This window comes from Roseibium sp. JB4-4 (assembly GCF_055693425.1).
Genome location: NZ_CM146333.1, coordinates 2,130,474 through 2,154,028 on the forward strand (window position 1 = coordinate 2,130,474; position 23,555 = coordinate 2,154,028).

Below are 23,555 nucleotides of genomic sequence, written 5' to 3' on the forward strand. Positions count from 1 at the left end.
AGGGATAGGGACAGCCCAAATTCAAGATTGTTAACCATACCCTGCCATCATCTGTTCCGGTTTTACTATAGGTGACGACGACTTTCGGCAGCGGTGACCCCTTTGAAAATCGAACTCGCGCCAATTCGTACGATCTTCGGCATTGATCTGCGCACACTTGCCCTTTTCCGCATTCTTCTCGGCGTTTACATCCTGATTGATCTCGCAATGCGGAGCCGCGATCTGATCGCACACTATACGGATGCGGGTGTTATGCCGCGATCCGTTCAGATCGATCATCTTTATGTCACCACCTGGTCGCTCCATCTGGCAAATGGGGCGGCTTGGTTTCAAGGACTTTTGTTTGGGATCGCAGGCCTTGCGGCTCTCTGCCTGATCGCCGGCTGGCGCACGCGCTTCATGACGGCCGTTTCCTGGGGTCTGATGTTGTCGGTGCAGAACAGAAACACCTTTGTGCTCTCCGGCGAAGACAATCTTGCCCTTCTTCTACTCTTCTGGGCGTTGTTCTTGCCTTTGGGGGCCCGGTACTCCGTTGATGCCGCGTTGGACAAAACGCAATACTTTGTCAAAAACGAATATGCCTCAATCGCCACAGGTGCCCTGCTCCTGCAAGGCATGTCGATGTATTTCTTCAGCGCGCTTTTAAAGACACATCCGATCTGGTTCAAAGACGGCACGGCAGTTCATTATGCGCTTCAGCTTGACTATCTCGTGACCGCTTTCTCGCTCTGGTTCAGGCAATTTCAAGGTCTGATGACAGGCCTGACCTACTACGTCTATCTGCTTGAGCTCGTTGGTCCGTTCCTTATTTTTTCACCTTTGTTTCACCGAACGCTGCGAATGGTTTTCATGGTGGCGTTCATGACCATGCATTTGGCGTTTCTTCTATTTCTTGAAATTGGTTTTTTCCCGCTCATTTCGATCATCATGAACCTGACTTTCCTGCCGGGCTGGATGTGGGATGCCTTCGCCAGGAAGCTTCCTCGACGCACCAAAGCCGACCTTCACATGTGGTTCGATCATGGATGCGATTTCTGCGAGAAGACCTGCTGTTTCTTGCGGGTGTTTCTTTTTCTGCCTGCAACACAAATCCGTCCTGCGCAGGACGGCCCAGACATCGGTGCAGAGCTGGAGGCACGGAACTCATGGGTTGTCACAAACGGTAATGAACGCCACTACAAGTTCCAAGCCCTTGCTCTGGTTGTCAGAGCGTCGCCGGTCTTCTTTCCCGTCGGCTGGTTGCTCAATCGCGCCATTTTTCGAAATACCGGCAATCGGATCTATGACTGGGTGGGCCGCAACCGGAAAACACTTTCAAAAGTCTCCCGCAACTGGTTTGCGTGGCGGACCTCACCTCCCCGGTTCGGCGTCGTGACCCAGTCGCTGGCTGCAATTTTCCTGTGTTTCATCACGGTGCAGAACGTAGCCACCTTGCCATGGAGCGGCGTTTCTCCGCTGCCTGCTTCTTTCAAAATGGTTCGCCAGGCACTTGGCCTTTTTCAGCACTGGACAATGTTTGCGCCCTTTCCGGAGATGACCAGTCCCTGGCCAGTCATTGAGGGCGAACTTGCCGATGGCACGATCGTTGATGTCTATTACGGCAACGTGGGACTGGCCGACTTTGAAAAACCCGCCGTGGTTTCAACCGTCTTTGAGAATTACAGGTGGCGCAAATTCCTTTCGAACCTTGAAGACCAGACCTACGACGACAGCCCTCAATTTCTCGCACTGACTTACGGCCAATATCTTTGCAGGACCTGGGCCAGTTTTGACCCGGCCATGCCTGCGCTGAAATCCTTTGTCATCTACTTCCAGATTGAAAGATCTCAACCACCCGGTCTGCCGAAAGAGGTGGAGACCCGGCAGGTCTGGAACCACGAATGCTCCGGGTGATTGATTGCCTTCTATCTTAAAGTGGACAGCGAGCTAGTTCCTCGGCGGAATATTGATCGCCTTTTCGCTTGCAGGACGTTTCAGGCAGGTTTCGACCCATCGGACAACGTTCTTGTGATCCATATATCCGGTTACTTCAGCCGCTTCATAGAACCCGTTGATATTCCGTGCCCAGGGCCAGCTGGTGACATCCGCGATTGTATAGTCGTCACCCATGATGAACTGCCGCCCTTCGAGTTGGCGGTCCAGAACGCCGAGAAGCCGTTTGACTTCGTCGCGATACCGCTCAAACGGGCGACGGTCCTCATACTCCTTGCCGGCAAACTTGTGAAAGAAGCCAAGCTGGCCGGTCATCGGGCCCAACCCGCCCATCTGCCACATCAGCCATTGGATCGTCTCATATTTTGCAGCCGGATCGGCCGGAAGCAGCTTGCCCGACTTTTCTGCAAGGTAAATCAGGATGGCACCCGACTCCCACAAAGCCAGAGGCTTTCCGCCCGGCCCATTGGGATCGATGATCGCAGGGATCTTGTTGTTCGGATTGAGCGACAGGAATTCCGGGGTCATCTGATCATTGGTCGCGAAATCGACTTTGTGAGCTTCATATGCCAATCCCGTTTCTTCCAGCATAGCCGACACCTTGATGCCGTTCGGGGTCGGCAGCGAATAAAGCTGGATCCGCTCAGGATGTTGAGCAGGCCATTTTCTGGTGATTGGGTAGTCGGTCAATGCAGACATTAGATGCTCTCTTTTATTTCTGTTCCGAAGGTCTTTGCCGGATTACGCTGCGCATATAGGACATCGTCATCGCATTTAAACCCATCGTTTGTCGCCGATGAATAATTGGGGAAGACACAAGCGCGCAAACACCTTATAGCTCGCGCGCTCAAGCGGAGAGCCGAACCAGGGTCAGACCTTTTCAAGGAGATATTGATGGCGGACGATACCGAAACGCGGATTGAAAAGCTTGAAATAGATCTCGCCCATGCGACAAACACCATCGATGAACTCAACACCGTTGTAATTGAGCAAGGCAAGCAGATAGAGCGGATGAAACGTGTGCTTGCAAACATGACCGATCAGGTCGAGGAGCTGATGGACAACGTGCTGCCTGGTCACCAGATCGACAAGCCGCCTCACTACTGAAGGCATCCTGGGCGTTTGATCCATTCCAAAGCCGGTTTTGTCAAAAACACTATGCTGACGGAAGTTTCAAAGAAGGTGCTTCATGCGTGTCTTGAAATATCTGGGCTTCCTGCTCGTGCTGATTGCCGGCATTGCCGGCATCTCCTGGTGGAATACGCGCCCTCCCACTGTTGAAGTCGTTACACCCTATAGAGGCAGTGCGGCTGAAGTCGTCTATGCAACGGCTGTTGTAGAACCCGTGCGTTGGGCCAAAGTCACCAGCATCATCCGTGAGCGCATAACTTCGCTATGCGGCTGCGAAGGCATGGAAGTCGCCAAGGGGGACCAGCTGGCCGAACTGGACAGTGGCGATGCCCGTGCAACACTGGCCGAGCTGGAAGCACGTCAGGTTCTAGCCAAGTCCGACAGAGAACGCGCAATGCAACTCCTGGAAAGGCGGGTGGTCAGCCAGCAGGTCTACGACAAGGCCCAAAGCGAACTCATTCGCGTCAATGCCATGATCGCGGCACAAAAGGAACGTTTGCGCGATTACAGCATCGTTGCTCCCATGAACGGCGTGGTCTTGCGTCAGGATGGAGCAGTTGGTGAAGTCGCGGAGCCAGGTGATGTTCTGTTCTGGATCGGCCAACCCCAGCCGCTGCAGCTGATTGCCGAGGTGAATGAAGAAGACATTCCGAAAGTCGCCAAAGACCAGAAAGCGCTCATCAAGGCAGACGCATTTCCAAAACGGGACCTTATGGCAACCGTTTCAAGGATCACACCCAAGGGCGATCCGGTGCTGAAGAACTACCGCGTCTATCTGGACCTTCCGGACGACACACCCTTGCGCATCGGCATGACCGCTGAAATCAATATTGTCACAGATGAAGAAGCAGACACCTTGCTGTTGCCGCTTGCCGCCTTCGATGGTGCACACGTGCAGGCGATTGCTGAAGACAACACCGTCTCGCTTCTTCAGGTCGATACCGGAATCAGGGGCACACGCGCCGTTGAAGTGCTGGCCGGTGTGGAGCCGGGTGCAAGAGTTGTCTTTCCCTACAATTCAGATCTGGAAGCGGGACAGACTGTCAGGCCGGAGGCCGCGAGCGAGCCATGATTCTTTTGTTCAGGATCGCGGCAACCCATGTCCGCAACCGCATGCGACAGACTGTTGTGTCAACGCTTGGCGTGGCGCTCGGGGTCGGATTTTCCGTTGCCATGGCAGGTTTGATGGAGGGTTCACAACGGGACTTCATGTCGACCTTGATCGAGGCAATTCCGCATGTCGAGATCCAGGACGAACAACGTGCTCCGGCCTTGCAGCCCGCCAGCGAACGATTTGACGCAGTCGCTTTTCACGGGCTGAGACCGAAGGAGGATCTGCGCGGTATTCGCAATCCGACAGAGGCCCTGGCGTCCTTACGCGATTGGGTGAACGGTTCCATGACACAGCGACTGAGCGGCCAGGCCGTGCTGCGTTATAGCGGACAGGACATCGGGCTGACTCTGACCGGTGTGGTGCCCCGTGACGAACTTGACGTTTCCAAGATCGAAGACGACATGCGCCAGGGCTCGCTCAAGGATCTTGAGGTAACGTCGAATGGTCTCGTGCTCGGCAGGAAAGCTGCCGAAAGACTTGGCGCGGATGTCGGGGACACCGTCACACTGACATCGGCGAACGGTGTGGCAAAAAGGTTCAAGATCGTTGGCCTTTTTCATACAGGCATCACCGCCAGCGACGAAGGCTTTGCTTATGCGCCCTTGAAAGCTGTCCAGATCCTTCTGGAAAAACCCGACATCATCAACAGCATCTCCATTCGTCTTTCAGATATTGGCGAGGCAAATGATGTGGCTTCCCGCGCCGAACGGCAGCTCGGATACAAGGCGGTTTCCTGGGAGGAAGCGAATGAAGGACTGATGGAGGCTTTCTTCGTGCGCAATGTCATCATGTACACGGTCGTCGGCGCCATACTGGTTGTGGCAGGCTTCGGCATTTTCAATATCGTGTCCACCATCGTTCATGAAAAGGCAAAGGACATTGCGATTCTGAAATCGCTCGGATTTCCAGAAACGGACATCCAGCAGATTTTTGTCCTTGAAGGCCTCGTGATCGGCGTGCTTGGCGCGATCGCCGGGTCAGTGCTGGGTTTTGGCCTTTCCAGCTATCTCGCAACGGTCAAGTTCGAACTCACGACGGATGTCGAGGTGACCCGCTTGCCGATCTATTTTTCGGTTTTGCACTACGTGATCGCCTGCCTTCTGGCGCTGTTTTCTTCTGCAATCGCCGGCCTGATACCTGCCCGCAAGGCCGCTCGTCTCAATCCCGTTGACATTATCCGGGGGCCACGTGACTGCTCCCGCTGCCGCACCGATAGAACATCCGCTGCTGGAAACACGTGACCTGACCCGCATATTGCCCGCTGTTGTTCCTGTCACGCTGGTCAAGGATGTCAGTTTGCGGATCGGTCATTCGGAGTTTGTCGCAATCACCGGACCTTCCGGTTCCGGGAAATCCTCATTGCTTTATCTGCTCGGCCTGCTCGACAGACCGACAGGGGGCGAGGTGTGGATTTCCGGTACAGAAACCGACCGTCTGTCTTCCGGCGAGCTTGCGCACATACGGTTGGAAAAGATTGGCTTCGTATTCCAGTTTCATTTTCTTTTGCCGGAATTCACAGCGCTGGAGAATGTCATGATCCCGATGCAGCGGCTTGGAAAGCTGCCGCCGAAGGAGCAGCATGAACACGCGGAGGGTCTGCTGGCCGGGCTTGGGCTTGAGGACTTCCTGAACCGCCGGCCAGAGCAACTTTCCGGAGGTCAACGCCAGCGTGTGGCTGTCGCCAGAGCGCTCGCAAATTCGCCGGACCTGATCCTCGCCGACGAGCCCACGGGGAGCCTCGATTCCGTTGCCACCGAACAGGTTTTCGAAAGCCTGCAAAAAATCGTAGAGACCCAGCAGACAACCATTATTGCGGTCACGCACGATATGGACCTGGCAAATCGCATGGAACGGCGTGTTCACCTGGTCGACGGGCAAATTGACTACGACCGCAAACAATAGCGAAACCTCAACAACCTTTTCGGTGTCGGTAACATTGAAATCACAAGTGAATTTGTCATAGGTCCACCGCTTGCCATTGGTTTGAAGACATGTCATAAGCCCATCATCATCAAGAGAAGGGCTGGCGCCCTCGCCAACCTGCCGAACCGGGCAAGGTGGTTTCCGCAACAGGGATGCGGCTGGAAAGATCCTCCAAAGAGGCTATCCGGCAATCAAGCGGTTTCACAGCATGCGCCAGTCCTCCTCGGGCAACCGATGGAGGATTTTTTGTCTCAACAGCCTTTTGCCGGTCGTGCGGCAGACCTGATCGAGCATCATCTTGGCGCCCATGCCGAACTCGCCGAAACGTCAATCTGGCAGCGAGCTGCCGAAGATTGTGTTCTGGCGCGTATCAAATCACTGCGTATTGTTGGTGGACTGCCCAGGCACAAGGCTGCCCTGCATCCGGACGAACGCCTGGACAGGTTGAAGAGCCAGCTTCAGCTTTGGGCAAATGGCTGCACATGTGCTGTCGACGAAGATCTGTTCGCCGACATTGTCAACCGTCACCTGTCTGATCGCTAGATTTGGTCAGTCATTGTTGGGCACAGGGCGCGGCTTGCCGCCATCATCGACCGCCACCATTGTGAAGATAGCTTCGGTGACCATTTCGCGATGCCCGTACCGGTGCCGCAAGGCCCAGGCTTCCAATCTGATTTCCATGGATGAGCGTCCAACCCGGATCACTTCTGTATAGACACACAAAACGTCACCCACGTGCACGGGACGAATGAATTTCATCTTGTCGACCGCAATCGTGACAACGCGGCCCTCTGCCCTTTGACCGGCAGCGATGCCGCCGGCCAAATCCATTTGCGACAAAACCCAGCCACCGAAGATATCACCTGAAGCGTTGGTGTCTGCCGGCATCGCCATTGTTCGCAATGTCAGATCGCCATTCGGTTTAATTTCGGTCACGGCCGAGCCCCTCCTTTTTCAGACAGGTCGAGACTACCCACCGCGGCACAGATCACAAGTCCTACTTGATCAAAGTCACTCAAATCACCAGCATCATGATTGCCATGATCCAGAGGGGTAGTGGCGCAGCGATCCAGATCAGAACAATCGGGAGGCCGCGCTGCAGCAAGTTCTTGCGCATATGAAGAAAACTCCTTTTTCAGGCAAAGCCGGGGATCTCAATCACCGTCAGGATTGCGAGTGCCAGCATTCCGGTGATGAATGCTGCCTTGGCACTGCCAATCAGGGACCGGCCTGCCGTGTCGAGCCGTGGCATCGGTAAGTCGCGCGAATCCAGATACATCGACAGCAACATCAACGAAAAAACGGCGAACCAGACAACGACAAGCACTTCGGCGACGAGCACAATTGCAATCAACATGTCCCTATCCAGTCCTGCTTCGAGTTGAGTTCTGGAGGTGGCACTGCGCCGGCAACCCCAAAAGTCGCCAGCCACAGACTTTGCGCGATACGCTCTGCAACAGCGATGATTTCGTCGGCAATGTCGGGCACGAACAGCTCCCGTACAACGGGACGGAATACGCCAAGCCACAAGGCATAATCCGCACTCACCAGCTCCTTCTGTTTAAGATGAGCCGGCACCGGCTTGCCCTTGTAAGCTCCGTTTTTCATGAGTACCGACTGCCAGAACGTTTCCATTTTCGGCAGATGCTCATCCCACTTGCCATCCAGCCGGCGGTTGAAAATCTCACCAAGTCGCGGATGCGCGCGCACACAGCCATAGAATGTCTGGACCATCACATGGATCGACTGCTCGTCAACATGCTCATAACGTTGCAGTCGGTCGCCCTTGTCGATCATCGGCCGTCGGCCAAGTTTGTAACCGCGGCCTGAGAATTTACCGGTTTGCATCGCTTTCTCTAAACATTCATCTAAAATGCATCTTTTAAATGACACAAGCTCGTACTAAAATCAACATCTGAGATGAATGTTTTACGGGAAGCTGCTATGCGCCTCAGTCAGGCCAGTGATTTTGCCTTACGAATTCTCATGGCCACCGGACAGTCCGACCATCCACAGACGGTCGAGAAGCTTGCCAACCAGCTCGGGCTGGCAAAATCTCACGTGATGAAAATCGTCGCGCATCTTGCAAAGGGCGGCTATCTGGAAACCACTCGCGGTCGTGGCGGCGGCATCAGACTGGCAAAATCGCCAGACGCAATCAGGCTTGGCGATGTTGTCCGATTGATTGAGCCGGATCTTGGCGTGGTCGCCTGCCTGAAACCCGGATCAACTGTGTCCTGCGCTTTCCTGCCACGCTGTGCGTTGAAGGGTGCAATGGCACAGGCTGCCGAAGCGTTTCTTGACAGCCTTAATGGCCAGACACTGGCTTCGATTCTGGTTGGAACGCAGAAAGCCAGGCTCTTGGACGCAACTGGCTAAAGCGTTGAGGCCTGCTCGAGAAACTCGATCTGTTCAAGACAGTAATAGCCTGAAATCCGGCTGATCGTTCCGGCCCGTTTCCAATCGTTGAGCACACGGCTGACATTCTCGCGCGCAGCACCGGCCATATTGGCGATATCCGCCTGACTGAGCTTGTAGTGCACCAACATCCGGCCATCGTCGAGAGGTTTGCCGAACGTTTCTGCCAACTGGAGCAGCGTTTGCGCAACCCTGCCTGGAAGAGGCAGGAACGAGCGCGCGGCCAAAACATCATTCGCGTGACGCAGTCTCTTTCCGACGATGGATAGCATATGACGATAGACGGCCGGGTGCTCGTCTGAGAACCTTTGGAACGCCGCCTTGTCAATGAAAGCGAGTTGCGCCTCTTTCAACGCGCTCACTGTCGCCGATCGGGGCCTGCCATCCAAGAGTGCCAATTCGCCAACAAGATCGCCTGGCCCGAGAACGGCCAGCAACTGTTCGTCGCCTTCAACGGACAAAAGAGACACTTTCAACGACCCTTCCAGCACGGCATAACAACCGTTGCCTGGGTCTCCGTTTTCAAAAAGAATTGTTCCAGCAGCAATCTTCATGGGCCGCGCAAGCCGTGACAGCCCAACAGCCAATTCCGGATCCAGCCCCTCAAGTGAAAAGCTGTTCTTCAAAAAGTCTTTAATTTCCGCCACACCTACCCCCTGCCAACAGCGTTGCCGCGACGAACTTTTTTGGATCAGACGCAATCCTGTGATGTTCATCACGTGCAATCAAGCAAAATAACCCTATATCTAAAGTCATGGAAGCGGGGTCGCCCCTCCCTCCTTCCAGGCCTCCACGAAAAACGGCTCTGTTCCCCGCAGGGCCGTTTTTTCGTTGAAATAGAGTTCTAGTTTAAAAATACGTCTTTTTTGTCCAGAGTATGGAAAAATCTCGTACTGGCCAAAACCTCGTACTGACACTCCCTGATCGCTATTTTTTTACGCGGCTCTTCGCGTCTGAGACGATCATCGGCCCGTCCGGGAATTGCAGCGACAAAGCTGAGATCGCTCATACCGTCAAAGTGATTGTGCAAAAGGCGCTGCAGCTCTTCGCGATCGTCCGTTTGCGGCAAAGGCTCGGCTCTCGGCAAAACCTTCATATTGTGGGCCTTGGCGAGATGGGACAATCTCAACGCTTTCAAACCGGGCTGAACAGGCGAAATCAAAAGGGGCGGTTTTTCGAAGTCCGCATGATCAACGGCCTTCAGAACAAGGCGCGCAATCGACATTCTTGAAAGCAGGCCCTCACGAACGGCGATGAAGTCAGGCTGGCGCTTCATCAACACGCTGTACCTCGCCAGCTGCGCCTTGGCTTCTTCCAGCATAAGTTCATCCGGCATCAAGCGGGTCAAGGCACGGAAATTGAGCTTTTCCCGACTAAACGTCCTCTCGCCGTAGACTTCCTGCATACGCGAGCTGACCGGTGACACTCGATCTCCACTGAAAGCAATCGTTACGCCGAAAAGAACCCGATTGCCGACTTTCTCAGCCGTTTCCTGCAGCGGGCGAAACTCACGGGGCCATAGTTCTGTAGCTACAAGAGCGCCGACAGCACTCAAGCGCCCTTTTTCGGCGAGCTCGCGCAGGGCGCGGTCAACCCCGAAAGCGAGACCGTAATCCAAGGCACCAAGTGTTATTCGCTTCATCTAAATCCGGCGGGCAAATAGCAATTATTCAGGCACATCCCTGCGTCATTCGCCCGCGCAATGCAAGTCCGTTGTGAACTCAAGCACTATGCCGCAGTTGTCCTATCTAAAACGGACCGGCTCAAAAACCGGCTCGATCGGACCATCAACCTTGTAGACGATCAACCTTTCAAGGCTGACACCTTTAACCTTGCGCTCAAGCTCGGCAACCTCTTCGACCCTTTCAAAAACTTTCTGAAGGTCGTCCGCCTTGTTACGGCGATCTTCGGTGACATAGAGTCCGGACTTTGCCAGCAGGCTGTTGTCGGGTGGTGGTGTCATCAGATACCGCACGCGTTCCGTCACCTGGAAAACCGGCAGCTTGTCTTTGAAAAGAAAGTCGAGTTGCCCGTTCAGGCCATAGCTTGTTGTCGCAATGAAGGCGGCATCTTCGGCGTCCGCAATCGCCTGAACCGAAGCACCAATTTCAGTCCAGCCGCGCAATTGAAATGTCGGATCCTTGCGCGCGAACCGTCCGGTGATGGGAGCAACTGCATGCAATTGAACAGTCAGAGCAACAATGACACCCAACAGGACCCCGATGGCCCCAACCCGTTGCCACAATAATGCGCGCATTCTAACGTTGGCCACGAATACGGCTGCCATGATTGCAAAGGCGGGAAACAGGGGAGCAGGCCAGTTAGCCTGCACTCTCGCGTGCAAGGAATGATAAAGCAGATAGAGCAAAAACGGGGCAACGCTCAAGAGCATCAGTGATGGTGCGTTTTCTCTCGCTTTTAAGCCCTTCGTCATTTGGTAAGCACCGAAACCGGCGAGAACAGCAATCAACGGATTGAGCAGACCGACCAGCGCACCAAACAATTCAAAGACATATTTCGAAGTGAAACCGCCTCCGCCCGCTCTGCCGAATTGCTTATAGAAGCTTGCCCACTCGTGCGCGTGGTTCCAGTAGAGCACAGGAGCAAAGCACAACAGAGCGGTCAGTCCTCCTGCCCAAAGCTGCCAACACCCCCACCATCGACGTGCGCCCGGCACCCAGATGAGCCAAAACACAATGCCGGCACCCAGAAAGAGTACCGAGTATTTGGAAAGAAGACCGCAACCGGCCATCAGGCCAACCACCAGCCACCAATTTGCATTTTGAGAGCGATTAAGTTCGGCCAGCGCCCACAGGCTCAGGCCCCAGAACAAGACCGAGGGAGCATCCGGCGTTGCCAGAATACCGCCGATGCCCACAAGCAGGCTGGTGTTTAGGAACAAGACGGCCCAACCGGCGGCATTGCGGCTGAACAAAATCGAGGTTGTTCGCCAAAGAGCAAGAGAACCGATGAGGCCGGACAGGACCACCAGGGCGCGGACTGCAAAAACCGTGTCTCCGAACAGAGCTTGCCCAATCGCAATCCACCAGCCGATCATTGGAGGATGATCGAAATAGCTGAGCGCCGGATTTAGACCCCAGATCCGGTAATAGGCTTCGTCTTCTACGAAATGAGCCTGTGATGCAGCGAACAGCTTCATGGCTGTCAGCAAAGCAATGATAATCACCAGACCGGCCGGCCTCAGAAAGATCGGCTCGCTCTTTGGGTCTATATGTGAAGTCATCTTTACCGGGTCAGTTTCTGCGCCAGGTCAGAGCCGCGCTGGCCGCATAGTTCCAGACAGCTCCCATGACTGCGCCTGCCGTGCCTGCAAACCACCAATAGGCCGGGTCCGCATACATCAGGTTTGCGACCCCCACATTGGCCAACACGCCGACCGAACAGACGGCATAGAAAGTAAACAGGCCAATCACGGCCTGCACACCGCTCAAGCGCCGATCGCGATAGGTCAGCTGGTTGTTCAGGAAGAAGTTGGACGTCATCGCAACAAAGGATGCCGCTGTCTGAGCAAGATTGAACTCCAGTTCGCTCAGCAGAAACAGCCGCAGTGCCACAAGGTGAACCACAAGGCCACTGGCACCGACAAGTCCGAACATCAGAAAACGCACAGAGACGACGTCACCGAAATACTTGGCCAGCAGCAGGCCAAAATAATCAAGCGTCACGAGCGTATCAAGCTTGCTTTCGCCGTGCTGCCGCTCACGGAAAGTGAACGGAAGCTCTTTGATTTTCAACGCTCCGTTTGCGCTGGAAACGAGGTCGAGCAGGATCTTGAAACCTTGTGGCGAAAGCTGTGGTGCCAGGCTTTCCGCCTTTTCGCGCCGGACCATGAAGAAGCCACTCATCGGATCCTTCAGCGTTACGTTTAGAAGCTTTTGCGCCAGACCATTGGCAATATTGGAACCCCAGGCTCGTATCGAAGACAAACCTTCGCCAACCGTTCCGCCATCGACCTTCCGGCTGGCAACCACAAGATCGGTGTCATCCTTTTTCAGGGCATCCAGCATCTTGGGCAGCATGGTTTCGTCATGCTGGAGATCGGCGTCCATCACGGCAACGAATGGAGCTGAAGATGCAAGTATGCCTTCAATGCAGGCTCCAGACAGGCCCCGTCTTCCGATCCTGCGGATCACCCGAACTCGGGCATCTCTTGCAGCAATATTGCGCGCAACCTCGGTTGTTCCGTCAGGCGAATTGTCATCGACGACTATCGCTTCCCAGCGAATGCCGCTCAGCGCAGTTTCCAGAAGACCGACAAGGATCGGAATATTGGCAGCCTCGTTGAAACTCGGCAGGATCACACTGAGTTCGGCGGACCGCGCAGTTGCCGGCGTATCAACGTCCTGGGCCTTGCTCTCTTCCATTTGCACTGCGCTGTCCATTTCAAACCTTATCCGCTGCCATCTTATCCGCCTTGGCAGTTCAAGCAGCCGCAATTCTCACAATTTGCCCGGGACCATAGCCCGCCAGAGATTAAATACTCGAAAACACGAACTGGAACTCTCGGCCCTTGGCGGCGTTGCCCCGGTCCCGGCAGAGACCTTTTAACGGCAACTGTGAAGCAAACAAGGCAATCCGGCAGCTTTGCATCATTCCGATACCTAAGATGAGCAAATCCTTGTGACTTCTGGCGCTTTCGCCCGTCTTGCCCTTGTGACCTGTTTCTTATAGGACAACCGCAACATCACAAATACCGGGCGGTTTGCCGTTTGACGCCGGCCCGCAGGGAACTCGCCAGGATCAGAAGACTTCATGGCCAAAAAACCGAACAAACTGAAAGCCCGCTTGCCGCGCGGCTTCGTTGACCGCACTGCTGACGACATTCGTGCGACGGATGAGATGCTGGCCAATATCCGTGCGGTCTATGAGCAATATGGCTTCGACCCAGTCGAAACGCCTGCCTTTGAATTCACTGATTGTCTCGGAAAATTTCTTCCCGACACCGACAGGCCAAACGCCGGTGTCTTCTCCGTACAGGATGAAGACGAGCAATGGATGAGCCTTCGATACGACCTGACGGCGCCGCTCGCCCGGCATGTTTCCGAAAACATCAATGAAATTCAACTCCCATATCGTACCTACCGGTCCGGCTGGGTCTTCCGGAACGAAAAGCCCGGTCCAGGCCGGTTCCGTCAATTCATGCAATTCGACGCCGACACAGTTGGTGCTCCCGGCGTACAGGCCGACGCGGAAATGTGCATGATGATGGCTGATACGATGGAAGCCCTTGGCATTCCGCGCGGCGACTATGTCATCCGTGTCAACAACCGCAAAGTACTGGACGGCGTTCTGGAAAGTGTGGGCCTTGGCGGCGAACTACACGAGGAACGCCGCCTTACGGTCTTGCGGGCCATCGATAAACTCGACAAGTTCGGTGTTGCAGGCGTCCGTCTTTTACTTGGCGACGGCCGCAAGGACGAAAGCGGCGACTTCACCAAAGGTGCTGGACTGGAGCCGGCTGCGATAGACACGCTCGTTGCCTTTCTGTCTGGAACAGATGGCATCGAAAACGACGGTATCACCGAACTCAACACGATGGCTGCGATCTTTGCCAGCTGTGGCTACGACGAAGACAGGATCAAGATCGACCCATCCGTTGTCCGCGGCCTGGAGTATTATACCGGCCCTGTCTATGAAGCCGAGCTGTTGTTTGACGTGACCAACGAAAAGGGCGAAGTCGTTCAGTTCGGATCCGTTGGCGGTGGCGGGCGCTATGACGGACTGGTCAAACGCTTCACCGGGCGCGATGTTCCGGCGACAGGGTTCTCCATCGGCGTCTCCAGACTGATGACGGCATTGAAAAACCTAGGCAAGCTCGGCACCGCTGATGTGGTGGCTCCGGTGCTGGTGACTGTCATGGATGGCGACACGGCAACCCTCGGGAAATACCAGAAAATGGTTCAGGATCTGCGCACCGCCGGTGTCCGCGCGGAGATGTATCAGGGCAATTGGAAGAAATTTGGCAATCAGCTGAAATACGCCGACCGGCGCGGCTGCCCAATCGCGATTATCCAGGGCTCAGACGAGCGCGACGCGGGGGAAATCCAGATCAAGGACCTGATTGAAGGCAAACGATTGTCGGAAGAAATCACCGACAACATCACCTGGCGCGAAAGCCGTCCGGCCCAGGTCACGGTCAAGGAACCCGACCTTGTCGTGACTGTTCAGGGTCTATTGGACGGGCAGGCTGATGATCGCAGACGGGCGCGCGAGGAGTAAGCCATGGATGGCTCGGCACAGATGAACAGACCGGTTCCTTCGAAAATCGAAGCAGTGCTTGAACTTTTCAAGGTGGCCGGTCATGCGGAAGTCAACCCGCCGATCCTCCAGCCCGCTGATGTCTTTTTGGATCTGACAGGCGAGGATATTCGCCGTCGGCTTTATCTCACAAGCGGTTCGGACGGTCATGATCTTTGCCTCCGGCCCGACTTCACCATACCGGTTTGCCGTCATCACCTGGCTCAAGACACAGTGAGCCTTCCAGCCGCCTATTGTTACCACGGCCCCGTGTTTCGGCAGAGACCTGCCGGTCTCGGTGAAATTCCTCAACTCGGCGCAGAAAGCCTCGGGCGGACCGATACCAGCGAAGCCGATGCTGACCTGCTGGCGCTCTCTGTCAATGCACTGGAAACGTTCGGAGTTCGTGAAAACTCCATCCGGGTTGGTGACGAGACCCTTTTTGCTGCCGTTCTTGAAAGTCTGGACCTCCCAAACGTCTGGCGTCGCCGTCTGCGTGACCTCTTTGGCGAAACCGACAAGCTTTCGGCTGCAATCGAGCGGATGGCGGGTGGTGCTGTTTCCGACGACGAAGGCCGGGATGTCCGCCTTGGTTTTCTTTCCGCTCTGGAAGGCGCAGACCCTGAAGCGGCGCACGCGGTGGTCGAAGATCTTCTTTCCATAGCCGGGATATCTGCTGTCGGTGGGCGCACACCCAGTGAAATCGCAGACCGTTTTCTTGAGCAGGCTGCGCTTGCAAGCGGCGCACGCGGTCATGATAAAGCAGCCGAAATCCTTTCCGCATATCTTTCGCTGACATCAGACGGTGCGAGAGCCGCATCGGTCCTGCGGCAGTTCGGCAACGAATTTGGACTTTGCCTCGACAAACCGCTTGCTGCGTTCGAGCAGCGGATGATGGCTGTTGACCAGAAGGGCATAGACCTCTCTCGCCTGAACTTTGCAGCCGAATTTGGCCGGCGTCTGGACTATTATTCCGGCTTCGTCTTCGAGATCCACGCTTCGAAGGAAACCGTGGAAGGTCCGCTGGTGGGTGGAGGCCGCTATGACAAGCTGGTCAATCTGCTTGGTGCTGAGGAAGATGTTCCAGCCATTGGGTTTTCCATGTGGCTGGACCGGATTGCAGCGAGCGTTGAGGGCTGACATATGAGCAAACTGATCATCGCCGTCCCCTCCAAGGGCCGTTTGCAGGAAAAAACGCATGACTTTTTCGGCCGCGCAGGTCTGAAGGTCGTGCAACCAGGTGGCGCACGCAACTACCGCGGCGCGATCAAAGGCCTCGACAGTGTCGAGATTGCGTTTCTTTCTGCCTCGGAGATCGCACGAGCGCTTTCAGACGGCGCAGTACATTTCGGCGTCACCGGCCTGGATCTTGTGCACGAGAATATTGCAGACCCGGGCGTGACCGTGCACATCGTAACGCCACTTGGTTTCGGGCCAGCTGATGTCGTGGTCGCCGTTCCGAAGGCGTGGATTGATGTTGAGACGATGGCGGATCTCTCCGATGTTGCCTCTGATTTCAGAAACCGTCATGGCAGCAGGCTTCGGGTCGCCACAAAATACGTCAACCTGACCAGATCATTCTTTGCAAATCACGGAATAGCCGACTACCGGATCGTGGAAAGCGCTGGGGCGACCGAAGGCGCGCCAGCGGCCGGATCCGCGGAACTTATCGTCGACATCACAACCACCGGCTCCACGCTTCAGGCCAATAATCTGAAGATTCTCTCAGACGGGGTCATGCTGAAAAGCCAGGCCAATCTGGTGGCATCCCTGAGCGCAGACTGGTCAGACGAGGCATTGACAGGTGCCCGGGCCATTCTCGACCGGATTGCCGCGGAAGAGGCTGCCCGCGACGTCAAGTTGGTCAAAGCCGTTGTCGACGATCGGACGCAGGCCCTTAGAGCCGTGAGCCATGTCGGTGCTTTGCAACGCTTTTCTGAAAGCGATGACATGAACCACGTCAGTGTGTTGTGCCCGAAAGATGCAGTTGCGGATTGCGCACAACTGCTGATCGCGGAAGGTGCTGACACTGTCACTGTCGAAACGCTGGACTATGTTTTCTCAAAGGAAAACCGGCTGTTCGCGCCATTGCAGGAAAAAGTCGGCAACTAAGTTCAGCCAGCTTTACACTGGTCGCTTGAAGCCTGCCCGTGCCTTCTCGATCTTATCCCTGCAGCAGCACCCTTCCAGATGGTCGTTGACCATACCCATGGATTGCATGAAAGCGTAGACCGTTGTCGGGCCGACAAAGCTCCAGCCGCGCTTTTTGAGATCCTTGGACAACGCCGTGCTTTCCGCTGTCCTGCCGAGCGTCTTTGCAGTTGGAAAATCAATTTTTTCCGGTCGATCTTCCGTCTTTGGCTCAAATGCCCAGAAATAGGCTGCCAGAGAACCGAATTCTTTTCTGAGTTCAAGCGCCCTATTGGCATTGTTGATGGTGGATTCGATTTTCTTGCGATGGCGAACAATTCCACTGTCATTCAGACAGCGCTCGACATCCTTGTCCGTGAATTTTGCCACACGCTCGAACTCAAAATTCGCAAATGCCGCCCGAAACCCCTCACGCTTACGCAAGATGGTTAGCCAGGAAAGGCCTGACTGAAACCCCTCCAGGCAGACCTTTTCAAAAAGCCGACGATCTTCGTCAACCGGCCAGCCCCACTCTTCATCGTGGTAGCGCTGGTAATCCTCCAAACCGCCGTACCACCAGCAACGACTTTGCCCGTCCGTACCAACAAGCAATCCAGTGTCAGGATCCGGTTCGGCTTTTGCTGCAGGCGCGCTTTTCTGTTCGGTCATGACCCACTCAATATTCACTGTTTGTTCTCTATCTGTTAGGCCAAATTGACGGTGTTGGCAAGGCAGCAAAAAAGCTGGTGAAGGCAAACAAGAAAAAGCCCGGCAAACAGCCAGGCTTTTTGGGTCTCCTGCAGAACGATTGCTGATCAGGCGAACAGTGCGTCGATGTCGTCCTGCGTTGCAACATCGGCATCCGTTTCCAGTGCCGGCCCGTTGAGAAGCGCAGCATCGCCTTCCTTGAGGTTTCGCTCTTCGATTTCGAGTTCCTTGAAGGTTTCAATGCCACCCCAGATATCCATCATCTGGATGATCCGGTCTTCCACAAACCGAAGTGTGGCGACCACCTTGGTGATACGCTGTCCTGTCAGATCCTGGAAGTTACAGGCTTCAAAGATGCTGATGACCTTTTCCTGGATGTCGTTCGCAAGTTCGGCATCCTCCGCACCAACGCGTGCAGACAATGTGTTGGCGGTCTCGTCAATAAATTCTGCCGAGGCAAGAATCGTTTCGGTTGCGCCTTCCGTTCCAACCACGACAGCATCAAGTTCATTGGTCACCCGGGTCATTTCTTCACCCTTGGAACCCGTTGTGTGATGCAGTGTCGCGATTTCCTTTTTGGTCTGAGCAATCGCTTCATACATGGCGTCCAGCTCGACCTTCAGCTTGGCAGCCTCCGAAAGCTCCTTGCGGAACTCGGACATGAATTTTGCGCCCATTTCCTCCGGGTCAAGGGCCTGCTGTTCTCCAGCACCCTTGCCCATCATGGCCTTGAGGCTGGCAATCTCCGCCAAGACTTCCTGGTGACGGCGTTCTTCTGCATATCCGGGGTCATCGTTTGCCCCTGAATTCATACGTATCAAGCTTTCCGCTCGAAAGGATCTTTTCACCGCGGCCATGCTTACTCCCGTCCCTAGCCCCTTTGGCGATTGAAATCGCTGCGAGAACCATCTTTAACAGCGGAAGTTTAAAGAATTGTTTTTTCAGTTCTCGGAGCAAATGGACCGACGCTTTGCACTCTGGAAACAGTTTAATCGCTTCCCTCATTGAAGTGCTTTGGCTATCCTCCCGCGACAAGATCAAGGGAATGGCCTGGCGCATGACAACACACGAAACCGCAGAGCCTGCCCGGCTACTGCCCGCTCCAATGTGATGGTGAAGCGGTAGATTCCCTTATGAAAATCCTGCGCTCCAATTTGCTGATTCTTTTGATGACCGGATTTTTTTGTTCGTCCCCGGTGCAGGCGGCGAGTGAATCCTTTTCCATGGAAGAAATCATGGATGGGTTTGAAAAGACGGTTTTCGGCCTTGAATATCGCAGTTGGAGCTGGCGGCCATACCTGGTGAAGAAATTCACCCGGCCTGTGCTTTTCTATGTTCATAATCTTTCCGCCCGTGACCGTCGAAATACCGTGAACCGGTTCGTAAAGGAAATCGGCAAACGAGTGGGCGGCCTGACGACTGCGATCACCAATGACCGGGCAAGCGCCAATTTTGAGGTTTACGTTGTCGACAGGGTTCAGTACGAACCGGTCGTGCGCAAGGACATTTATAAAAATGATCGCGCCCGTGTCCCCGGCAGATGTCTCGTCCGGGTTGTCTCAGGTCGCAACGGTATAAAGAGGTCGGCAGCCGTCATTGTTTCAGACGAGGGCGAGTTCTTGTTCCGACGCTGTCTGGTCGAAGAAATCCTTCAAGGGCTTGGTCCCATGAATGACGACGCTGCCCTGACCCACTCTGTCTTTAACGATTCTTCCCGGCACAGCAGGTTTACGGTTTTCGACCAGCTGATTCTCAACATGCTTTACGACCCGCGCATAAGACCCGGCATGTCAAAACAACAGACCAGGGACATCTTGCCGATTGTTGCGCGGGATGCACGACGCCGCGTTCGTTAACCAAAGTTTCTTCAAAAGAGCAAAAAATTCAATATCGATTGAATTCATGCGCATAGTCGCAGCACGATAGATAGTGTTTTATTAAGCCTGTTCTTCAACTAAGAAATAACCATAAGAAACGATTACTTCGTTTCTCTGACTCAGATTCACTTTTGACTGAGCGGCAGCGCTTATCATCCTTGCCAATCCGTTAACCGGCGCTTGTAAATGCCGGTGAACGTGGTCGATCACAAGTTTATGAGTACTGCCATGTTCTTTTTGAAAAAAGTTACGAGTCTGGCTTTGGTTGCCGCAAGCGCCCTGGTCGTTGCTACCGGTATTCCGGGCGCACAAGCGTTGGCCGGTCAGGTGTCACCACCTCCGCTGGTATTGAGCCCGAACCTGACTGAACCCTGGGTGCTGCAACTTCAGCCACGCGCACAGCGCCGTGCGGCCGCGCCTGTACAACGTCGTCAGGTGGTCCAGCCGCAGGTTCGCCGCGCAAACTGGTGGTCACCACGCCAGCAGCCGGTTCGTCAGCAACCGCAGCGCCAGGTGCGTCAGCCACAAAGCCGACAGGTTAGCCCGCAATTCCTGCCAACCGTTGTTGACTATCACGGCAAGCACAAGCCAGGCACGATCGTGATCGACACCAACGCACGCTACCTTTACCTGGTGCAAAATGACGGGACTGCCCGCCGTTACGGGGTTGGGGTCGGCAAACCGGGATTTGAGTGGGCCGGTTCCCACAAGGTAACCCGAAAGGCCGAATGGCCGGATTGGCGCCCACCTGCAGCGATGCGCAAACGTCGCCCGGAATTGCCTGCTTTCATGGCTGGTGGGCCTGAAAACCCGCTCGGCGCCCGCGCGCTTTATCTGGGATCGACACTTTACCGTATTCATGGCTCAAACCAGCCATGGACCATTGGACATGCCGTGTCATCGGGATGTATCCGCATGCGAAACGAGGACGTGATGGACCTTTACGAGCGGGTGAAAGTCGGCACAAGGGTGCACGTAATCTGAGCACGGATGGCTCCGATAAGAGTTAGTGGATCAAGAAACGCGCGGGTCTTTTCCTGCGCGTTTTCTTTTCGCAAATCTGCTCAAGCCTTGCACGTACACGGGTTTGTCTGCAGTTTATCTTTCCAGAAAGCTCATTCCCATTGAGCAACAACCGAAGTTATCCCGGCCCGTGGCATGACAGACTTTTCCAAATCCTTCTCGGCCCGTTCCGACGCAGCCTATTTCGTAAAGGCGGCGCTCGTCGGTCTGCTTGTCGGCGGATTGGCCACGGGTTTTCATTCCGGACTGGAATTTATTTTTGCCCAATATGGTAACCTCAGAGCTTTGCTCGGGTCAGGCTATCTGCCGTATCTGGTCTCGATTTGCATTTCGGCTCTTTGTGTAACAGGTGCGTTCCTGCTGGTTCAGCGTGTCGCACCTGAAGCAGCGGGCAGTGGCATTCAGGAAATAGAAGGCGCCATGGAAGACAAACGGCCCCTGAACTGGGCCAGAGTTCTCGTGGCCAAGTTTTTTGGCGGCCTGCTGGCGCTTGGTTCCGGCCTGGTTCTGGGGCGCGAAGGCCCCACCATCCACATGGGGGCAATGACAGCCGAGGCGATTTCAAGATCGGGCAACGTGACCGCTCCCGAACACAAAGGCCTGCTGGCAGCCGGTGCGGCCGCCGGACTGGCAGCCGCCTTCAACGCGCCCCTGGCGGCGATCCTATTCATTGTGGAAGAGACAAGACGGCAATTTCCCTTCTCTTACCGGACCTACATGGCGGTTATCATCGCGTCGATCCTCAGCGCAGCCGTGATGGAGGAGCTGACCCATATAGGCCCCATTCTTCTGGTCGAAGTCAGCTACATACCCGTCTGGAGTTATCTGCTGCTTGGCCTTCTCGGGATTTTTCTCGGTGCGCTCGGTGTCTTTTTCAATTATGCGCTGATCGCGGTAATGGATCTTTTCTTGCGCATTCCCAGAGGGTTGCGCTGGCTTCCCGCCCTGGCCATCGGCGCGCTGACGGGTATTCTCCTGAATGCCTTTCCAGATGCAACAGGCGGCGGCGAGGATCTTGTTCATCATCTGATTGCCAGCAATTACGGCGTCTACGCACTGTTGCTGCTGACCTTGCTGCGCTTCGGCGGGGTCTTGTTTTCCTATGCATCCGGCGTCCCCGGCGGAATTTTTGCACCCATGCTATCGATCGCCACATGTGCTGGTCTCGCATTTGGTGTCGCATCGGTTGAATGGTTGCCGATCGAATCGGACTTCCGCGCTGCCTGCGCAGTTGCCGCCATGGGCGGGTTTTTTGCCGCGTCGGTCCGGGCTCCGCTCGTCGGCGTTGTGCTGGTGATGGAATTGACGGGCGCCTATGCGCTGATCATGCCGGTTCTGGTGACTTGCACAACGGCCTCGTTGACGGCGCACCATCTCGGTGGCCGGCCCATTTACGAACAGCTTCTTGAACGGACACTCAGACTGGCGGGTGAAACCGTCGATGACGAGAAAGACAAAACCCCGGTACAGCTCGGCACCCGCGAGAGCTAAAAAGGCTCACCTATTCCGCGGCCTCAGGTGCATGCAGAACCGTTGCGATATCTTCGGGCTCCGGCCCCCCGTAAACCCAGTCCAGCAGTTCCGCCGTATGTAAGATGGGTATCTGCGTGCCCAGACCGATCTGGGTCATGCAACCAATATTGCCCGTTGCGATGACATCAGGTCGGGTGCTTTCAATATTGGCCACCTTCCTGTCGCGCAGCTTTTGGGCGATCTCCGGCTGAAGAATGTTGTAGGTTCCAGCCGACCCACAACACAGATGCCCTTCCGGCACGTCTTTCACTTGAAAGCCCGCAGCGCTCAGAAGGTCCTTTGGCTGGCGCGTGATTTTCTGGCCATGTTGCATGGAACAGGCCGAATGGTAGGCAACCGTCAGATCTGGTCGTAACCGAGGCTCGCCAAGATCAACTCCGGTCAGAAATTCGGTCACATCCTTTGCAAGAGCTGAAACCCGCGCAGCCTTTTCTGCGTAGGCGGGGTCGTCTTTCAGCATGTAGCCGTAGTCCTTGATCGTCGTGCCGCAGCCTGATGCGGTGATAAGGATCGCATCAAGCCCCTCGCCCGAGGCTTCCGCCGACCAGACGTCCACGTTGCGACGGGCATTTTCGAGCGAGGCTTCTTCCTTGCCCATATGGTGCACTAAAGCACCGCAGCAGACTTCGCCCTTCGGCAAAACGATTTCATAACCGGAGCGTCGAAGCAGCCTGATCGTTGCGTCGTTGATGCCAGGGTTCAGCACTGGCTGAGCGCATCCGCTCAACAATGCCACACGTCCCTTGCGGCTTTTCTGTTCAGAAGCAAAGACACCCGGGCCTTCCATCTGGCCACGCATTGGTGCTCTTGACGGTGCAAGTTCCAGCATTGCGCCCATTTTGGCGAAGGGGCCACCGAAGGACTTCAAAAGTCCGGCCAACGGCCGTCCGAAATAGGCACCTATCAGAGCGAACCGAAACCTTCTCGGATAAGGGAGCACAAACGAAAGAACCGAACGCATCAGACGGTCGGTCAAGGGTCGCTTGTAGGTCTTTTCAATATGCGCCCGGGCATGGTCGACCAGATGCATGTAATGCACCCCGGAAGGGCAAGTGGTCATACAGGCCAGGCAACTCAGGCACCGATCGATATGCTTGACGACCTTCTCGTCTGCCGGACGGTCGTTCTCCAGCATGTCCTTGATCAGGTAGATCCGCCCGCGGGGACTGTCGAGCTCATCACCCAGCAATGTGAAGGTTGGACAGGTCGCAGTACAGAAACCGCAATGCACACATTTGCGCAGAATTTTTTCAGATTCCGCAACGTGCCGGTCCTTCAGCTGTTCTGCAGTGAAATTTGTCTGCATCGCGTTCCTGTGTCCCTCGCCTTCGACAATCGCTGGCAGATCGTACGGGCTCACAAATGGGGGCACAAGGTGCCTTTCCGGCACAAACGTTTTGCCTGATTGGACAATGAAGCGATCTGGCGAATGCTTTTCACACCAGGCAAATCGAATGTGAATACGAGATAAATGACATCCTCAGAAACAGTTCAAATTCGGCGAACTA

24 protein-coding genes and 1 riboswitch are annotated in these 23,555 nt (G+C 55.1%); of the genes, 13 read left to right on the forward strand and 11 right to left on the reverse strand.

Translation table 11 applies throughout. The features are described from left to right. Nucleotides 1-102: 102 nt before the first annotated feature. The gene (locus ACZ1HV_RS09800) at nt 103-1,893 is read left to right on the forward strand and encodes a hypothetical protein (RefSeq protein ID WP_472717960.1); all 1,791 of its coding nucleotides are present in this window, start codon (nt 103-105) and stop codon (nt 1,891-1,893) included. A gap of 33 nt (nt 1,894-1,926) precedes the next feature. On the opposite strand, the gene ACZ1HV_RS09805 is transcribed toward ACZ1HV_RS09800, so the two are convergent. Further along, the gene (locus ACZ1HV_RS09805; protein WP_298984831.1) at nt 1,927-2,631 is read right to left on the reverse strand and encodes a glutathione S-transferase N-terminal domain-containing protein; all 705 of its coding nucleotides are present in this window, start codon (nt 2,629-2,631) and stop codon (nt 1,927-1,929) included. Between the two features lie 195 nt (nt 2,632-2,826). On the opposite strand from ACZ1HV_RS09805, the gene ACZ1HV_RS09810 reads away from it, so the two are divergent. The 5 genes from ACZ1HV_RS09810 to ACZ1HV_RS09830 all read left to right on the forward strand — a co-directional run bounded on the left by ACZ1HV_RS09810 (nt 2,827) and on the right by ACZ1HV_RS09830 (nt 6,643). Beyond that, a complete protein-coding gene (locus ACZ1HV_RS09810) occupies nt 2,827-3,039 on the forward strand; it encodes a SlyX family protein (RefSeq protein ID WP_298958666.1) in 213 nt (70 codons plus the stop codon). Between the two features lie 82 nt (nt 3,040-3,121). Beyond that, on the forward strand, nt 3,122-4,135 hold the full coding sequence (locus ACZ1HV_RS09815; RefSeq protein WP_472717961.1) for an efflux RND transporter periplasmic adaptor subunit: 1,014 nt from the start codon (nt 3,122-3,124) through the stop codon (nt 4,133-4,135). Next, nucleotides 4,132-5,418 carry an ABC transporter permease gene (locus ACZ1HV_RS09820; RefSeq protein ID WP_472717962.1) on the forward strand — a complete coding sequence of 429 codons (1,287 nt, stop codon included), beginning with the start codon at nt 4,132-4,134 and terminating at the stop codon, nt 5,416-5,418. The genes ACZ1HV_RS09815 and ACZ1HV_RS09820 overlap by 4 nt, the downstream gene beginning before the upstream one ends. Beyond that, nucleotides 5,366-6,079, forward strand: a complete 714-nt coding sequence (locus ACZ1HV_RS09825; protein ID WP_472717963.1) for an ABC transporter ATP-binding protein — start codon at nt 5,366-5,368, stop codon at nt 6,077-6,079. Before ACZ1HV_RS09820 ends, ACZ1HV_RS09825 begins: the two co-directional genes overlap by 53 nt. Nucleotides 6,080-6,180: 101 nt before the next feature. Continuing rightward, a riboswitch (SAM-I-IV-variant riboswitch) is annotated at nt 6,181-6,305 on the forward strand. Between the two features lie 41 nt (nt 6,306-6,346). After that, nucleotides 6,347-6,643 (forward strand): hypothetical protein, encoded by a 297-nt coding sequence (locus tag ACZ1HV_RS09830; protein WP_472717964.1) that lies wholly within the window; start codon nt 6,347-6,349, stop codon nt 6,641-6,643. 6 nt (nt 6,644-6,649) lie between these two features. On the opposite strand, the gene ACZ1HV_RS09835 is transcribed toward ACZ1HV_RS09830, so the two are convergent. The 3 genes from ACZ1HV_RS09835 to ACZ1HV_RS09845 all read right to left on the reverse strand — a co-directional run bounded on the left by ACZ1HV_RS09835 (nt 6,650) and on the right by ACZ1HV_RS09845 (nt 7,948). After that, on the reverse strand, nt 6,650-6,994 hold the full coding sequence (locus tag ACZ1HV_RS09835) for an acyl-CoA thioesterase (protein ID WP_152504432.1): 345 nt from the start codon (nt 6,992-6,994) through the stop codon (nt 6,650-6,652). A 241-nt stretch (nt 6,995-7,235) separates the two neighbouring features. Next, nucleotides 7,236-7,457, reverse strand: a complete 222-nt coding sequence (locus ACZ1HV_RS09840; RefSeq protein WP_265680700.1) for a hypothetical protein — start codon at nt 7,455-7,457, stop codon at nt 7,236-7,238. Next, nucleotides 7,451-7,948, reverse strand: a complete 498-nt coding sequence (locus ACZ1HV_RS09845) for a group III truncated hemoglobin (protein WP_472717965.1) — start codon at nt 7,946-7,948, stop codon at nt 7,451-7,453. Before ACZ1HV_RS09845 ends, ACZ1HV_RS09840 begins: the two co-directional genes overlap by 7 nt. Before the next feature lie 96 nt (nt 7,949-8,044). Here ACZ1HV_RS09845 and ACZ1HV_RS09850 point away from each other — a divergent pair, with 96 nt between their 5' ends. Further along, entirely contained in the window at nt 8,045-8,479 is a 435-nt protein-coding gene (locus tag ACZ1HV_RS09850) for an RrF2 family transcriptional regulator (RefSeq protein WP_298822622.1), read from the forward strand. Here the strand turns inward: ACZ1HV_RS09850 and ACZ1HV_RS09855 are convergent. From ACZ1HV_RS09855 to ACZ1HV_RS09870, 4 genes are all read right to left on the reverse strand, one after another. Continuing rightward, entirely contained in the window at nt 8,476-9,165 is a 690-nt protein-coding gene (locus tag ACZ1HV_RS09855; protein WP_298822621.1) for a Crp/Fnr family transcriptional regulator, read from the reverse strand. The two genes, ACZ1HV_RS09850 and ACZ1HV_RS09855, sit on opposite strands and share 4 nt — an antisense overlap. A gap of 197 nt (nt 9,166-9,362) precedes the next feature. Then, complete coding sequence (locus ACZ1HV_RS09860) at nt 9,363-10,160, reverse strand: ChbG/HpnK family deacetylase (RefSeq protein ID WP_472717966.1); 798 nt, start codon at nt 10,158-10,160, stop codon at nt 9,363-9,365. 102 nt (nt 10,161-10,262) lie between these two features. Next, the gene (locus ACZ1HV_RS09865; protein ID WP_472717967.1) at nt 10,263-11,762 is read right to left on the reverse strand and encodes an ArnT family glycosyltransferase; all 1,500 of its coding nucleotides are present in this window, start codon (nt 11,760-11,762) and stop codon (nt 10,263-10,265) included. A 10-nt stretch (nt 11,763-11,772) separates the two neighbouring features. Then, nucleotides 11,773-12,921 (reverse strand): glycosyltransferase, encoded by a 1,149-nt coding sequence (locus tag ACZ1HV_RS09870; protein ID WP_472717968.1) that lies wholly within the window; start codon nt 12,919-12,921, stop codon nt 11,773-11,775. A gap of 370 nt (nt 12,922-13,291) precedes the next feature. On the opposite strand from ACZ1HV_RS09870, the gene hisS reads away from it, so the two are divergent. The 3 genes from hisS to hisG are packed head-to-tail and all read left to right on the forward strand — an operon-like array spanning nt 13,292 to nt 16,888. Then, nucleotides 13,292-14,758, forward strand: coding sequence for a histidine--tRNA ligase (gene hisS, locus ACZ1HV_RS09875; protein ID WP_472717969.1), 1,467 nt, complete (start codon nt 13,292-13,294; stop codon nt 14,756-14,758). A gap of 3 nt (nt 14,759-14,761) precedes the next feature. After that, complete coding sequence (locus ACZ1HV_RS09880) at nt 14,762-15,916, forward strand: ATP phosphoribosyltransferase regulatory subunit (RefSeq protein ID WP_472717970.1); 1,155 nt, start codon at nt 14,762-14,764, stop codon at nt 15,914-15,916. Between the two features lie 3 nt (nt 15,917-15,919). Then, the gene (gene hisG / locus ACZ1HV_RS09885; RefSeq protein ID WP_298822616.1) at nt 15,920-16,888 is read left to right on the forward strand and encodes an ATP phosphoribosyltransferase; all 969 of its coding nucleotides are present in this window, start codon (nt 15,920-15,922) and stop codon (nt 16,886-16,888) included. A 12-nt stretch (nt 16,889-16,900) separates the two neighbouring features. Here hisG and ACZ1HV_RS09890 read toward each other — a convergent pair whose 3' ends face one another. Continuing rightward, a complete protein-coding gene (locus ACZ1HV_RS09890) occupies nt 16,901-17,575 on the reverse strand; it encodes a DNA-3-methyladenine glycosylase I (protein ID WP_472717971.1) in 675 nt (224 codons plus the stop codon). 146 nt (nt 17,576-17,721) lie between these two features. Beyond that, the gene (locus ACZ1HV_RS09895; protein ID WP_298822614.1) at nt 17,722-18,471 is read right to left on the reverse strand and encodes a protein phosphatase CheZ; all 750 of its coding nucleotides are present in this window, start codon (nt 18,469-18,471) and stop codon (nt 17,722-17,724) included. A gap of 378 nt (nt 18,472-18,849) precedes the next feature. Here ACZ1HV_RS09895 and ACZ1HV_RS09900 point away from each other — a divergent pair, with 378 nt between their 5' ends. The 3 genes from ACZ1HV_RS09900 (at nt 18,850) to clcA (ending at nt 22,005) form a co-directional block, all read left to right on the forward strand. Then, nucleotides 18,850-19,470, forward strand: coding sequence for a DUF2927 domain-containing protein (locus tag ACZ1HV_RS09900; RefSeq protein ID WP_472717972.1), 621 nt, complete (start codon nt 18,850-18,852; stop codon nt 19,468-19,470). A 249-nt stretch (nt 19,471-19,719) separates the two neighbouring features. Further along, nucleotides 19,720-20,475: a L,D-transpeptidase gene (locus tag ACZ1HV_RS09905; protein WP_298984942.1), complete on the forward strand. Its 756-nt coding sequence runs from the start codon at nt 19,720-19,722 to the stop codon at nt 20,473-20,475. Between the two features lie 174 nt (nt 20,476-20,649). Beyond that, nucleotides 20,650-22,005: a H(+)/Cl(-) exchange transporter ClcA gene (gene clcA / locus ACZ1HV_RS09910; RefSeq protein ID WP_298822612.1), complete on the forward strand. Its 1,356-nt coding sequence runs from the start codon at nt 20,650-20,652 to the stop codon at nt 22,003-22,005. Between the two features lie 10 nt (nt 22,006-22,015). Here the strand turns inward: clcA and glcF are convergent, their stop codons facing one another. Further along, nucleotides 22,016-23,353 carry a glycolate oxidase subunit GlcF gene (gene glcF / locus ACZ1HV_RS09915; protein ID WP_472718425.1) on the reverse strand — a complete coding sequence of 446 codons (1,338 nt, stop codon included), beginning with the start codon at nt 23,351-23,353 and terminating at the stop codon, nt 22,016-22,018. Nucleotides 23,354-23,555: the final 202 nt, after the last annotated feature.